12 protein-coding genes and 1 riboswitch are annotated in these 14,462 nt (G+C 54.1%); of the genes, 6 read left to right on the plus strand and 6 right to left on the minus strand.

Features of this window, described 5'->3' with window-relative positions; translation table 11 throughout:
* Positions 1–378 precede the first annotated feature (378 nt).
* Positions 379–1,740 (minus strand): lysine-sensitive aspartokinase 3, encoded by a 1,362-nt coding sequence (gene lysC, locus ABU190_RS18095; protein WP_071194369.1) that lies wholly within the window; start codon positions 1,738–1,740, stop codon positions 379–381.
* A 114-nt stretch (positions 1,741–1,854) separates the two neighbouring features.
* Positions 1,855–2,050, minus strand: a riboswitch (Lysine riboswitch).
* A gap of 243 nt (positions 2,051–2,293) precedes the next feature.
* Here lysC and pgi point away from each other — a divergent pair.
* From pgi to ABU190_RS18120, 5 genes are all read left to right on the plus strand, one after another.
* Positions 2,294–3,940: a glucose-6-phosphate isomerase gene (gene pgi, locus ABU190_RS18100; protein ID WP_039077930.1), complete on the plus strand. Its 1,647-nt coding sequence runs from the start codon at positions 2,294–2,296 to the stop codon at positions 3,938–3,940.
* Positions 3,941–4,328: 388 nt separating this feature from the next.
* Entirely contained in the window at positions 4,329–4,571 is a 243-nt protein-coding gene (gene yjbE / locus ABU190_RS18105) for an exopolysaccharide production protein YjbE (RefSeq protein WP_039077929.1), read from the plus strand.
* Positions 4,572–4,636: 65 nt separating this feature from the next.
* The gene (locus ABU190_RS18110) at positions 4,637–5,275 is read left to right on the plus strand and encodes a YjbF family lipoprotein (RefSeq protein ID WP_354692058.1); all 639 of its coding nucleotides are present in this window, start codon (positions 4,637–4,639) and stop codon (positions 5,273–5,275) included.
* Complete coding sequence (locus ABU190_RS18115; protein WP_354692059.1) at positions 5,272–6,012, plus strand: capsule biosynthesis GfcC D2 domain-containing protein; 741 nt, start codon at positions 5,272–5,274, stop codon at positions 6,010–6,012. The genes ABU190_RS18110 and ABU190_RS18115 overlap by 4 nt, the downstream gene beginning before the upstream one ends.
* On the plus strand, positions 6,012–8,108 hold the full coding sequence (locus ABU190_RS18120; protein ID WP_354692060.1) for a YjbH domain-containing protein: 2,097 nt from the start codon (positions 6,012–6,014) through the stop codon (positions 8,106–8,108). The genes ABU190_RS18115 and ABU190_RS18120 overlap by 1 nt, the downstream gene beginning before the upstream one ends.
* Positions 8,109–8,617: 509 nt before the next feature.
* On the opposite strand, the gene ABU190_RS18125 is transcribed toward ABU190_RS18120, so the two are convergent.
* Positions 8,618–9,076, minus strand: a complete 459-nt coding sequence (locus tag ABU190_RS18125) for an acyltransferase (protein WP_354692061.1) — start codon at positions 9,074–9,076, stop codon at positions 8,618–8,620.
* Between the two features lie 9 nt (positions 9,077–9,085).
* The gene (locus ABU190_RS18130; protein WP_354692062.1) at positions 9,086–9,598 is read right to left on the minus strand and encodes a GNAT family N-acetyltransferase; all 513 of its coding nucleotides are present in this window, start codon (positions 9,596–9,598) and stop codon (positions 9,086–9,088) included.
* A 144-nt stretch (positions 9,599–9,742) separates the two neighbouring features.
* Between ABU190_RS18130 and psiE the strand changes: the two genes are divergently transcribed.
* Positions 9,743–10,156 carry a phosphate-starvation-inducible protein PsiE gene (gene psiE / locus ABU190_RS18135; protein ID WP_039077938.1) on the plus strand — a complete coding sequence of 138 codons (414 nt, stop codon included), beginning with the start codon at positions 9,743–9,745 and terminating at the stop codon, positions 10,154–10,156.
* Positions 10,157–10,494: 338 nt separating this feature from the next.
* On the opposite strand, the gene malG is transcribed toward psiE, so the two are convergent.
* The 3 genes from malG to malE form a co-directional block, all read right to left on the minus strand.
* Entirely contained in the window at positions 10,495–11,385 is an 891-nt protein-coding gene (gene malG, locus ABU190_RS18140) for a maltose ABC transporter permease MalG (RefSeq protein ID WP_079497729.1), read from the minus strand.
* 14 nt (positions 11,386–11,399) lie between these two features.
* The gene (malF, locus tag ABU190_RS18145) at positions 11,400–12,944 is read right to left on the minus strand and encodes a maltose ABC transporter permease MalF (RefSeq protein WP_039077923.1); all 1,545 of its coding nucleotides are present in this window, start codon (positions 12,942–12,944) and stop codon (positions 11,400–11,402) included.
* Positions 12,945–13,133: 189 nt separating this feature from the next.
* Entirely contained in the window at positions 13,134–14,324 is a 1,191-nt protein-coding gene (malE, locus tag ABU190_RS18150) for a maltose/maltodextrin ABC transporter substrate-binding protein MalE (protein ID WP_354692063.1), read from the minus strand.
* Positions 14,325–14,462: the final 138 nt, after the last annotated feature.

Here is a 14,462-nt window from a genome sequence, read left to right on the forward strand (position 1 = left end):
CGAGTTACTCGCCCCATCCCTGGGGCTCGCCCTTCGGGCCAACGCGTTGCGTTGTTCAAAATCGTTCCGGACGATTTTGTCCTGTCTCGACAAACCTCAGTCCGCCATCCCTGGCGGCCTGACCTTGCCATCGGGTCTTCGTCTCACCGATTTCAGCGGGGACTCAACCCCCTCGCTGCACGCTCTGCGCCAGGGGGGCACAAAGATGTCGCTGTGGTTGTCATGCGGGAAAACGAGTCAGCCATGGCTAAAAAGGTTGAAGGCGTTCACAGTATCTACGGCTGGTTGCTTCGGTAAATTACGGTTGCCCCGGATGCGGCGTAGACGCAGTCCGTAGCCCCGGTAAGCGTAGCGCCACCGGGGAAACAACGCCTGCGATTACTCGAACAAATTATGATGCAGCTTCTGCACCACCTGCTCAGCTTCGGCGCCCGGCACCAGGAAACAGAGGTTGTGGCTGGACGCGCCGTAGCAAATCATGCGGATATTGAACGGGTCCAGCACGCCGAAGACCTCTTTGCCAACACCGCAGGCTTTCGACAGGTCATTACCAATTATCGCTATCAGCGCGAGGTTCTCTTCCACTTCCACACGACAGAGTGACGAAAGCTCGGTCAGCAGACCCTGCGTGAGCAACGTATCGCCGGTTGACGTGGACCCGGTGGTATCCAGCGTCAGCGCCACGCTCACCTCCGAGGTGGTGATCAGGTCAACCGAAATGCTGTGGCGCGCCAGAATGCCGAATACCTCCGCCAGGAAGCCACGAGAGTGCAGCATATTCAGGCTGTGTAGCGTCAACAATGTCTGCCTGCGACGTAACGCCAGCGCGCGGAACAGCGGCGGGTTACTGGTTTTGTTGCACACCAGTGTACCGCCGGCTTTGGGATCTTTGCTGGAACCGACAAACACCGGGATATCGCTACGAACGGCAGGCAGCAAGGTTGCCGGGTGCAGAACTTTCGCGCCGAATGTCGCCATCTCAGCCGCTTCTTCAAAGGCAATCTCGTCAATGCGTTTGGCGGCAGGCACCACGCGTGGGTCGGTGGTGTAAATGCCGGGGACATCGGTCCAGATATCAACGCGGGTCGCATGCAGCGCTTCGCCGAGCAGCGCGGCGGTGTAGTCACTACCGCCACGTCCCAGCGTGGTGGTGCGGCCTTTCGCTTCACTGCCAATAAAGCCCTGCGTAATAACGATGGTGTCGGCCAGGCGCGGCGCGAGCTGCTGGGTCGCCAGTTCTGACAGGGCTGCCACATCGGGCTCGGCGCGGCCAAAGCGATCGTTCGTACGCATCACTTTACGCACGTCAAACCACTGCGCCTGCACATTGCGTTCACGCAGAATTTCAACAAACAACAGGGTGGACATCAGTTCGCCGTGGCTGACCAGCTCATCGGTCAATGCATTAGAGGTTGCCAGCGAAGCGGCTTCTGCCAGAGTGGTGATATTTTCCAGCAGACGTTCGATCTCTTCACGAATAACGTTTGGATTCGCCAGACGCTCCAGAATATCGAACTGAATTTTGCGAATCGCATCGAGCTTAACGAAACGCTCGCTAGCCTCAAGCCCTTCGGCAAGCGCGACCAGCAAATTGGTAATACCGGCAGAGGCGGAAAGCACGACCAGACGTACGCTCGCATCGGAAAGCACCACGTCCGCACTGTGGTTCATTGCATCAAAATTTGCCACGCTGGTACCGCCGAATTTGGCGACGACGAGCGGGGAAACGGAGTGACTCATTGTTATAACCTCGTGTCAGGGAAGCCTGGCGTGTGACGTCAGACAAAATTATTCAGCCATGGCACAAGGGAAGAGCGAAAAGGGGTAGGCGCAGAGCAAAAGACAACTACGATTACACCCAGAAGTGCTCCACCACTTGTGAAACGCCCGACTGCGAACGTTTCTGGTGACAACTCAAGGGATTCAGCCCCTGTAGCCGATGATGAATGCCGCCATGCACTTCACCACCTCGGCGTTACTCCCCCTCAGGTGTTTTCTTTAGATTGGCTCTTCCAACACCGTACCTGGGTAACGCGCCTCTTCTGGCCCGCGCACGCGCGGGTAGCGCCCTAATAAATAAAGGCTAGCGGCACCGCTGTCAATGTTACGATTATGCGGATTTTTCATGCAGACGAATCGATTAGAAAAACGTCTTATGTTAGACATATTTATCGCGTAAAAAAGGCCGTTTTAGCAGCGCTGCTGGACAGCGACACAAAAACCATCACAATTTTCATTCGCAGGCGCTACAATCGACCGCAGTCACAATTCTCAAATCAGAAGAGTATTGCTAATGAAAAACATCAACCCAAAGCAGACCGCTGCCTGGCAGGCATTACAGAAACACTTCGATGAAATGAAAGACGTTACTATCGCGGATCTGTTCGCGAAAGATGCCGATCGTTTCTCTAAATTCTCCGCGACCTTCGATGACTTAATGCTGGTGGATTTCTCCAAAAACCGCATCACCGAAGAGACCCTGAGCAAACTGCAGGATCTGGCCAAAGAGACCGCTCTGGCGGATGCGATCAAGTCCATGTTCTCCGGTGAGAAAATCAACCGTACCGAAGATCGCGCCGTGCTGCACGTGGCGTTGCGTAACCGTAGCAATACCCCGATTATTGTTGACGGCAAAGATGTGATGCCGGAAGTCAACGCGGTGCTGGAAAAAATGAAAGCGTTCTCGGAAGCGATCATTTCAGGTAGCTGGAAAGGCTACACCGGCAAAGCGATTACTGACGTGGTGAACATCGGTATCGGCGGTTCCGACCTCGGCCCGTTCATGGTGACCGAAGCGCTGCGCCCGTACAAAAACCATCTGAATATGCACTTCGTTTCTAACGTCGATGGTACCCACATCGCCGAAGTGCTCAAGAAAGTAAACCCGGAAACCACACTGTTCCTGGTAGCGTCTAAGACCTTCACCACTCAGGAAACCATGACCAACGCCCATAGCGCGCGCGACTGGTTCCTGAAAACCGCTGGCGACAACAAGCACGTGGCGAAACACTTCGCGGCGCTCTCCACCAACGGCAAAGCGGTTGGCGAGTTTGGTATCGACACGGCGAACATGTTTGAGTTCTGGGACTGGGTCGGCGGCCGTTACTCTCTGTGGTCCGCAATCGGCCTGTCTATCATCCTGTCCGTTGGCTTCGACAACTTTGTTGAGCTGCTCTCCGGCGCGCACGCGATGGACAAGCACTTCTCCACCACGCCGGCTGAGAAAAACCTGCCGGTGCTGCTGGCGCTGATCGGTATCTGGTACAACAACTTCTTTGGTGCGGAAACCGAAGCGATTCTGCCGTACGACCAGTACATGCACCGCTTTGCCGCTTACTTCCAGCAGGGCAACATGGAATCCAACGGTAAATACGTTGACCGTAACGGCAACGCGGTGGATTACCAGACGGGCCCCATCATCTGGGGTGAGCCGGGTACTAACGGCCAGCACGCGTTCTATCAACTGATTCACCAGGGCACCAAAATGGTTCCTTGCGATTTTATCGCTCCGGCGATTACCCACAACCCGCTGTCGGATCACCATCCGAAACTGCTGTCTAACTTCTTCGCCCAGACCGAAGCACTGGCGTTCGGGAAATCCCGCGACGTGGTTGAGCAGGAATATGCGGACCAGGGCAAAGATCCGAAGTCGCTGGAACACGTTGTGCCGTTCAAAGTGTTCGAAGGCAACCGTCCGACCAACTCCATCCTGCTGCGCGAAATTACCCCGTTCAGCCTTGGGGCGTTGATCGCACTGTATGAGCACAAAATCTTTACTCAGGGCGCAATCCTCAACATCTTCACCTTCGATCAATGGGGCGTCGAGCTTGGCAAACAGCTTGCTAACCGTATCCTGCCTGAACTCGGTGATGATAAAGAAGTCAGCAGCCATGACAGTTCCACGAATGGCCTGATTAATCTTTATAAAGCCTGGCGTTAATATCGTTCATCGATAAGGATGAGCGAAATACGCAAAATAAAATGCCGACATAACGTCGGCATTTTATTATCGGATAATTCTTGTTGTTCCGGCATCGACATAATTCTTCATTATGAGGTTATTCTGAAAAAACAGAATATCCGGTTAATTCCTCAGTGTTATTTTCAGATGTTACGTATACTTCCAGGTTGTTTATGTAATTGTAACTAAATGAAATATAATGATTTTATATTAAACTAATATCGGCAGTTTATCGTTTTTATCCAATTTTCTTAAAACTTCCCGCTGCGTTTCCCATTCGACAAATAGCCTGCTTTAGTTGTGTATACTCGTTCTCGCCTGTTTATTTTCAGGCAAATCTCCATTCATTCAATGAAGGGAAATTGATATGAAAAAAGCACTGTATGGCATTTTTGCCATTACCGCGCTTGCGGCGAGTTCTGCTTTTGCGGCACCGATTGAAGTCGGTGATGCGGCAGGGTCGGCAGCGACGACAGTTTCTGCGGGTAGCTCCTCAGCAACCAGCGTCAGCACCGTAAGTTCTGCGGTAGGTGTTGCCCTTGCGGCAACCGGTGGCGGTGATGGTTCCAATACCGGAACCACGACCACCACGACCACCAGTACTCAATAACGGCGAGTACTTTAATCATAACCACACTTCGGTGTGGTTATTTCGTCCCCCTCTGGAGAAGAGTCGTGAAGCGACCCGCAATCATCCTGATTTGCCTGCTGATTCAGGCCTGTTCATCCACCACGAAAGGGCTGGGCCATTCGCTCTGGAATAGCGTGTTCGGCACGCCGGGCGTCCAGTTAACCGATGACGAAATCCAAAACATGCCCTACGCCAGCCAGTATGTGCGGCTCAATGGCGGGCCGCAGCTTTTCGTTGTGCTCGCCTTCTCAGAAGACGGGCTGCAGAAATGGGCAACGCAGGATCAGGCCATTTTCGTTACACAGCATTATCGCATTGTGAAAACCCTGACCAACGGCGACAACCTGCTGGAGGTGAATAACCTGGCGGCAGACCCGTTAGCCAATCCGAATCAAATTATCGACGGCGCGAGCTGGACCCGCACAATGGGCTGGACGGAGCACAAACAGGTGCGTTACGCGACGGCGCGCTCGGTCTTCCACTGGAATGGCTCTGACTCGGTCACGCTGGGCAGCGAATCCACGCATGTGCGCATTCTTGATGAAGAGATTACGACGGACCAGACCCACTGGCGCAACCGTTACTGGGTGGATGAAGACGGATTAATTCGTCAGTCGGAACAGTACCTGGGGGCGAACTGGTTCCCGGTCAGAACCACGCTTATCAAGGCGGCGAAATCATGAGGCTCTTATCCGCAACCGCGCTATTACTCTGTTTCACCTCTTCACTGGGGCAGGCCGCTGGCAACGTCAATGTCTACATGGCAGGCGACAGTAAACCCAAGGTACTCACCAACGCGGCACGTCTGATTGATGTCGTGGGGCAGCCTCGTCTGGCACAAAGCTGGTGGCCGGGGGCGGTCATCAGCGAGCGGCAGGCCACGGCTCTTGAAGAGCAGCGCCAGCAGGCATTACTTGGCCGCCTTAGCGCGTTGGCCGCCGAGGAAGAGGGCGACGATGCGGCAGCGATAAACAGCATTCGTCGCCAGGTTCAGGCGCTGCGTGTGACGGGGCGGCAATTGATCAATCTCGACCCGGATTATGTGCGAATTAAAACGCGTGCTAACCCTCCGCTGGAGGGCGAATACAGCTTGTGGGTAGGCCCCCGGCCTGCGACTGTCACCGTGCTGGGGCTGGTAAGCCAGCCGGGTAAAAAGCCTTTTACACCAGGACGTGACGTGGTGAGTTACCTCGATGAGATGAGTTTGCTGAGCGGGGCGGAAAAAAGCGACGCCTGGTTGATTTATCCCAATGGCCGGACAGAGAAAGTGCCGGTGGCGTACTGGAACCGACGCCATGTTGAACCTATGCCGGGCAGCGTGATTTTTGTCGGCTTCGCTCCGGCGTTATGGGGCGATCGCTACGAAGTGCTGAACGCTGACATTCTTCGCTTACTGACGCATCGGATACCGGAAGAATAATGAAAAAATCGTTTGTCATCAGTGTCCTGGCGCTGAGTGTGAGTGCCGCCTGCCAGGCTGAAACGTATCCGGCACCTGTTGGGCCCTCGCAATCGGATTTTGGTGGCGCAGGGCTGTTGCAAACCCCGACGGCTCGTATGGCGCCTGCGGGGGAGATCAGCCTTAACTACCGCGACAACGACCAGTACCGCTACTATTCAGGCTCGATGCAACTTTTCCCGTGGCTGGAAACCACACTGCGTTATACCGATGTGCGTACCCGGAAATACAGCAGCGTGGAGGCCTTCTCCGGTGAGCAGTCGTATAAAGATAAAGCCTTCGACCTGAAAGTGCGTTTATGGGAAGAGGGATACTGGTTGCCGCAGGTGGCGGTTGGCGCGCGCGATATCGGTGGTACTGGCCTGTTTGACGGCGAGTACATTGTGGCGAACAAAGCCTGGGGACCTTTTGATTTCTCCCTCGGGCTTGGCTGGGGATATCTGGGTACCTCTGGCAATATCAAAAATCCGCTGTGTACCTATAAGCAAAAATTCTGCTATCGCGATAACAGCTATAACCAGGCGGGCTCTGTGGATGCCAGCCAGATGTTTCACGGCCCGACCGCGCTTTTTGGCGGGGTGGAATACCAGACGCCGTGGCAGCCGCTGCGTCTGAAACTGGAATATGAAGGCAACAACTATCAGCAGGATTTTGCCGGTAAGCTACCGCAAAAGAGCAAGTTTAACGTTGGCGCGATTTATCGGGTGACGGACTGGGCCGACGTGAACCTGAGCTATGAGCGTGGGAATACGGTGATGTTCGGTTTTACCCTGCGTAATAATTTCAACGAGTTGCGTCCGAATTACAACGATAACTCACGTCCGAAGTATCAGCCACAACCCCAGGATGCCATTCTGCAGCACTCTGTCGTGGCCAATCAATTGACCTTGTTGAAGTACAACGCCGGGTTTGCCAATCCACAAATTCAGGTGAAGGGCGATACGCTCTACGTGACCGGGGAGCAGGTGAAATACCGTGACTCCCAGGAAGGCGTGGTGCGTGCAAATCGTATCATCATGAACGATTTACCGGAGGGTATCCGCACGATCCGCGTGACGGAAAACCGTCTGAATATGCCGCAGGTGACCACCGAAACCGATGTTGCCAGTCTGCAACGTCATCTTGAAGGTGAGCCACTGGGCCAGGAAACGCAGCTCGTGCAACAGCGTGTTGAGCCGATTGTGCCGGATAAGCCGGAGCAGGGCTGGTATATCGAGAAATCGAGCTTTGATTTCCACATCGACCCGGTATTAAACCAGTCTGTTGGGGGGCCGGAAAGTTTCTACATGTACCAGCTTGGGGCGATGGCGACCGCCGACTGGTGGCTGAGCGATCACCTGCTGACAACCGGCAGCCTGTTCGCCAACATTGCCAACAACTACGACAAATTTAACTACACCGATCCGCCGCGAGACTCGAAACTGCCGCGTGTACGCACCCGCGTGCGTGAGTATGTGCAAAACGATATCTACGTGAACAACCTGCAGGCCAACTACTTCCAGTACATGGGTAACAATTTCTATGGCCAGGTGTACGCCGGTTATCTGGAGACGATGTACGGTGGTGCGGGGGCAGAGGTGCTGTGGCGTCCGGTTGACAGCAACTGGGCCTTTGGTATTGACGCCAACTACGTGAAACAGCGTGACTGGCGTAGCGCGCAGGACATGATGAAATTTACGGATTACAGCGTTAAAACCGGGCACTTAACGGCCTACTGGACACCCCCGTTCGCCCAGGATGTGCTGATCAAAGCGAGCGTCGGGCAATATCTGGCGGGTGATAAAGGCGGCACTCTGGAAGTGGCTAAACATTTCGACAGCGGGGTGGTTGTCGGGACGTATGCCACCATCACCAACGTGTCGCCGAAAGAGTACGGAGAGGGGGATTTCACCAAAGGGGTGTATGTGTCTATTCCAATGGATCTCTTCACTTCTGGCGCTACCCGCAGCCGTGCGGCCGTGGGCTGGACGCCACTGACGCGTGATGGCGGACAGATGCTGGGACGTAAGTTTGATCTTTACAGTATGACCAGCGATAAGAGTTTGAATTTCCGTTAATTCCCGGATGCGGCGCAAACGCCTTATGCGGGCTACGACCGGTTTTCTCCCTCTTCCCCGGGGACAGAGAGGGGGGTGAGGGGAATATGCGGCTCAGGAGGAGGGTTCCGTTCCCCTTATGTTCATGGCGAAATGTCACCACCGGACACGTGAACGGGTAAAGGGGAACACCGCGTTCCCCTTTACAATCCCCGCGGCCCCGCAAAGAAATCGGTGCTTCGCACTGCGTTCGCCTCCCGCCCCGCTGCCTGCGGTCGGTTTGACTCGACGTCCTGTCTCGACAAACCTCAGTCCGCCATCCCTGGCGGCCTGACCTTGTCATCGGGTCTTCGTCTCACCGATTTCAGCGGGGACTCAACCCCCTCGCTGCATGCTCTGCGCCAGGGGGCACAAAGTTGTCGCTGTGGTTGTCATGCGGGAAAATGAGTCAGCCGTGACTAACAAGGTTGAAGACGCTCACTATCTACGACTGGGCGTGTAGCCCCGGCAAGCGCAGCGCCGCCGGGGGTCTACAAGCGCCGCAACAGCTTCGCCGGATTGCCCGCGTAAACCCCTTTCTCTGTAATCGATTTGGTGACCACGCTGCCCGCACCAATCACCACGCCATCGCAAATGGTCACTGCCAGAATGGTGGCGCCGCTGCCAATCGACACATCATTACCCACCACGATCCTTCCCCAGCTATCCCTGTCCGGGTTGGGTTTGCCTTCACGAAACATATCGTTGGCGAACATCACGCCATGACCAATAAAACAACGCTCGCCAATGGTCACATATTCGCAGATAAAACTGTGGGACTGGACTTTGCTGCCCTTGCCGATTTTCGTATGCCCCTGGATTTCGACAAAAGGCCCGATGAAAACGTCTTCTGCCAGTTCGCAGTCATACAGATTTACCGGGTCATAGATCACTACATTTTCACCGCACATCACGTTACGGATTGCGGCCTGCCGCATCTTCGCACCCATCCCATCTCCTTAAATGACTTTGCCCAGAATATGCAGCGTGCTCTGCTGCGAGGCGGTACTGAACACGGTATCCCGCACATGTTCAAAGCCCTGGCGTTCATAGAATCGACGGGCCTGCGGGTTGGCATCCAACACTTCCAGCCACAGGAAGCGTTCGCCATGTTCCCGCGCGCGACGGGTTACCTCCTGAATAACACTTTCCCCATAACCTTTACCGGTCGCCTGCGGCAGAAAATAGAGTTTATGCAGTAGCGTTCCTGACGGGCCCTGGGGACCGGTGGCAGCATGCCAACTGAATTTGGCAAAGCCGACCGGGATACCATCGCTGGCAGCAATCAGCCAGCAGCACCCCTCGTCCTGCAGACTCTGCTGTAAAACGGGCAGCGCGTATTCTTGCGCGAGAAAATTCGCCAGTTCATCTTTTTCCTGCCACAAATGGGCGAAATGATGGGTGTAGCTGGCATATGCCATATCGTGGAGCAGTTCAGCATCGTTAACCTGTGCCTTACAGATTGTAAGCATTACGTTTTTACTCCCTGTTGCTGTGCTTGCAGGGCGATATGTCACCACGATACAGAACAAAATATAAGCAAAAAATCTAGATCTGGATCACATTTTTGCGTTATACAGAGAGCTCGCCACTGAGAATGAGGTGCCGGTATGACAATGCCATCGCTAACTGTTCGTCCACGCGTTGAGTTTATCTCCACCGTTCTCCAGACCGTGTTGAATCTGGGTTTGCTGAGTCTTGGCCTGATTCTGGTTGTCTTTCTGGGTAAGGAGACGCTGCATCTGGCGGATGTCCTTTTCGCGCCTGAACAAACCAGCAAGTATGCGCTGGTGGAAGGACTGGTGGTCTACTTTCTTTACTTTGAATTTATCGCGCTGATTGTGAAGTACTTTCAGTCCGGTTTTCACTTCCCGCTTCGTTATTTTATCTACATTGGGATCACCGCGATTGTGCGGCTGATCATCGTCGATCATAAATCGCCAATGGACGTGCTGATCTACTCTGGCGCGATCCTGCTTCTCGTGATCACTTTGTGGTTGTGTAACTCTAAACGTCTGAAACGCGAATAAAAAAATGGCGCTCCGGGGAGCGCCTAACAACAGTCACAAGTTAACTCGCCATATATCGGTTTGCAGGGGGGGTCGGCGGCCTCGTTTACCCCCGTCACCTACGTTTGGTAAGTTTCCGGGGATGCTCTCTCTTGCCGCCTTCCTGCAACCCGAATTATTTAGAGTTCGGGTCAATATTCCAATGAGGACTACAGTGGCATATATACTCGTCATACTTCACGTTGCAGATGCGTTGGCTACACTCGTTTACCCCGGTCACTCACTCCAGTAAGCTCCCGGGGACTCTCTCATTTGCCGCCTTCCTGCCACGCGAATTATTTAGCGTATGACGATGAAAATTAACCTTTTACACCGCCTGCGGTGAGGCCGTTAACCAGCCAACGCTGCGCAAGCAGGAAGACAACCGTAATCGGTATTGCTGACAGCACCGCAGCGGCTGCAAAGTCGCCCCACAGATAGTTTTGCGGGTTGAGGTATTGCTGCATGCCAACGGCCAGGGTGTAGCTGTTGACATCGCGCAGTAGCAACGAGGCTACTGGCACTTCGGTGATCGCGGCGATAAACGACAGAATGAACACGACCGCCAGAATCGGTACCGACAACGGCAACAGCACCAGACGGAATGCCTGCCATGGCGTTGCGCCATCCAGCGCTGCCGCTTCCTCCAGCGAGTTGTCGATCGTTTCGAAATAACCTTTAATCGTCCAGACGTGCAGGGCGATGCCGCCCATATAGGCGAAAATAACCCCGCCGTGCGTGTTCAGGCCGATAAACGGAATGTACTGGCCCAGACGGTCAAACAAGGCATACAGAGCAACCAGTGACAGCACCGCCGGGAACATCTGGAAAATCAGCATCCCTTTCAACAGCGTCGCTTTGCCAGGAAAGCGCATACGGGCAAAGGCATACGCACAGGTAGTTGAGAGCGCCACTACACCGATGGCGGTAATCGCTGCGATCTTGATGGAGTTCCACAACCACAGCAGCACCGGGAAGGGGGGCGGCGTCACGCGGCCATCGGCGTGCTCCACGCTAAAGCCCAGCGCCAGTTTCCAGTGTTCCCACGAGATGCTTTCCGGAATCAGGCTCCCGGTGGCGAAGTTGCCTTCACGCAGAGAGATGGTGATCACCATCAGCAGCGGGAACATAATTGCGGCGATAAACACCAGCAATAACAAATGGGTAACGAATAACCTTACTTTTTGCGATTTCGCCTGGACCATTGCCATAATCATCGCCCTCCTTAATCAAATTTCATGCGTGTGGCTTTCAGGTTGATGATGGCAAGCGCGCCAACCAGCAAGAAAATCAGCGTGGCGATAGCGGCCGCGAGGCCAAAATCTTGCCCACCGCCACCCTCAAAGGCAATGCGGTAGGTGTAGCTGACCAGCAGGTCGGTATAGCCCGCAGGCGTGGTGGTGCCGATACGGTCCGGGCCACCGTTGGTCAACAACTGAATCAACACGAAGTTATTAAAGTTAAAGGCGAAACTGGCGATCATCAGCGGCGTGAGCGGCTTGATCAGCAGCGGGAAGGTGATGCGGAAGAAATTCTGGAACGGCCCGGCGCCATCCATTGCCGAGGCTTCATACAAATCGTCCGGAATCGCTTTCAGCAGCCCCATGCACAGAATCATCATGTACGGATAACCGAGCCAGGTGTTGACGATGATGATCATCGAACGTGCCGTGGTCGGGTCGCTAAACCACGCCGGTTTGATACCAAACAGCGCGCTAAGCATCATGTTGATCTCACCGAAGCTCTGGTTAAACAGCCCCTTGAAGATCAGAATGGAGATAAAGGACGGCACGGCGTAAGGCAGAATCAGCAGGACGCGGTAGATGGCCTTGCCTTTCAGCGATTCCCACTGCACCAGACAGGCCAGTACCATGCCGACGGCGACGGTCAACACGACGGTTAACAGCGAGAAGACCACCGTCCAGACGAAAATCTCAATAAACGGTTTCTGGATACCTTCATCGGTAAAGACGCGCATGAAGTTATCCCAGCCAATGGTCACGGTGTAGCCTGGGCTGAGTTTTTCATCGCCCCAACTGTTATCAGCGTTAATAGCCTGATAGAAACCGAGAGTGTTATTGGGACGGTATTTCACACCGCTCTGCTTATTGGTGAGCGTGCCATCTTCCGCCATGCTGTACAGCGGCGTGGTACCAGAGAACTGACGCAGTGAGCTCATCACAACATTGCTGTTATCTGGCAATACGGCGGTAAGCTGGTTAAGCGCGGTGCGGTTTTGCGTGACGTCACGCAGGGTGCCACGTTCGCCCGCAGGCAGGGTATCCGTCTCTTTTAAGACGATTTTTTGCTCGCCACCGAGTTTAAAGGCGTCAGAAAGGTAGTTTTTACCGCTTTCACCGTCGGTCAGCGCCAGTCGCCAGCTTCCCTCCGCCGGGAAAAGCGCAAAGTTATAGGTTTTGCCCGCCTGATAAGAGCGGTCCATCAGCACCTGCTGCGCGCGTTCTTGCGTGAGCTGGTGGGTGCTGCTGTAGTTCGTGAACGCAATGGCGATGGTACAAATCAAGGGAAACAGGACAAACAGCCCCATCCCGGCAAGGCCTGGATAGACATAGCGCCAGGCGTAGGTTTTACGGTTCGCAAAAATGTACAGGCCAGCCGAGCTTAAAATCAGCGTCGTGATGGCGAAAAGATATTCCCCTTGTGCATACATTAAAACTACAAGGTACCCCACCAGTAAGCCCAGCAGACCTATCACTGACCATTTCAGCGCGTCACTTTGCCACCAGTGCTTCTTTTTAATGACATCCATGGGGGAGCTTCCTCTTTACACTTCATCATTCGCGCTGCCTCTTTGTTGGCTGCGGATGCGCACCCCAGTCACTTACTTTTGTAAGCTCCTGGGGATTTGCATCCTTGCCGCCTCGATGCAACACGAATGATTTCGTGTAAACAACGTATTTAACAATCCTTACTTCCTGAGAAATAAGGGACTACAGTCTTACTTAGTAATACGACCCTGTGCGTCTTTCAGCGCGGCATCGACGGTCTGACGACCACTCACTGCGTTGATCACGGCGGTGCGGGTGGCGTACCAGAAGGCGGCCATCTGCGGGATGTTCGGCATGATTTCGCCTTTCTGGGCGTTATCCATTGTTGCCGCGATACGTGGATCTTTCGCTAACTGGTCCTGGAAGGATTTCAGTGCCACCGCGCCGAGTGGTTTGTCTTTATTCACTTCATCCAGACCCTGATCGGTCAGCAGGTAGTTTTCCAGAAACTCTTTTGCCAGTTCTTTATTCGGGCTGGCGGCGTTAATACCGGCACTCAGCACACCAACGAACGGTTTGGACGCCTTGCCTTTAAAGGTGGGCAAAGAGGTCACGCCGTAGTTGATTTTGCTCTTATCAATGTTGCCCCACGCCCACGGACCGTTAATGGTCAGCGCAGTTTCGCCTTTGTTAAACGCGGCTTCGGCGATGGAGTAATCCGTATCCGCATTCATATGTTTGTCTTTGATGAGCTTAACCAGGAAGCTCAGACCCGCTTTCGCGCCAGCGCTGTCCACGCCAACGTCTTTCACGTCATATTTGCCGTTTTCAAACTTGAAGGCGTAACCGCCGTCAGCGGCAATCAGCGGCCAGGTGAAGTACGGCTCTTGCAGGTTGAACATCAGCGCGCTCTTACCTTTCGCTTTCAGCTCTTTATCCAGCGCCGGGATCTCTTCCCAGGTTTTTGGCGGGTTCGGCACGAGATCTTTGTTGTAAATCAGTGAGAGGGATTCCACGGCGACCGGGTAGGCGATCAGCTTGCCGTTATAACGCACTGCATCCCAGGTGAACGGGAATAACTTGTCCTGGAAGGCTTTATCCGGGGTCACTTCCGCCAGCAGGCCAGACTGTGCGTAGCCGCCAAAACGGTCATGAGCCCAGAAAATAATGTCCGGGCCATCGCCGGTCGCTGCAACTTGCGGGAATTTCTCTTCCAGCTTGTCCGGGTGCTCAACGGTGACCTTAATACCGGTATCTTTCTCGAATTTTTTACCCACTTCGGCCAGACCGTTATAGCCTTTGTCGCCGTTGATCCAGATAACCAGCTTACCTTCTTCAATCTTTGCGAGGGCAGAAGCGGAGAACATCATCGTCGTCAGTGCGGACAATGCGAGGATGCATGCGCCTGTTTTGAATTTCATATATCCCGTCCTTTAGGTGATGTGCTCGTGGATATGTTTGGTGGTCTAACGGGGTGTAGTCTCCTTTGTTGGCAAGCGCTTCTCATCCTCCTTACCCCTACGCCCCTGGGTGGATTTGTGTGATCTCTGTTACATAAA

The sequence above is a fragment of the Phytobacter sp. RSE-02 genome (assembly GCF_040578655.1).
GTDB lineage: Bacteria > Pseudomonadota > Gammaproteobacteria > Enterobacterales > Enterobacteriaceae > Phytobacter > Phytobacter diazotrophicus.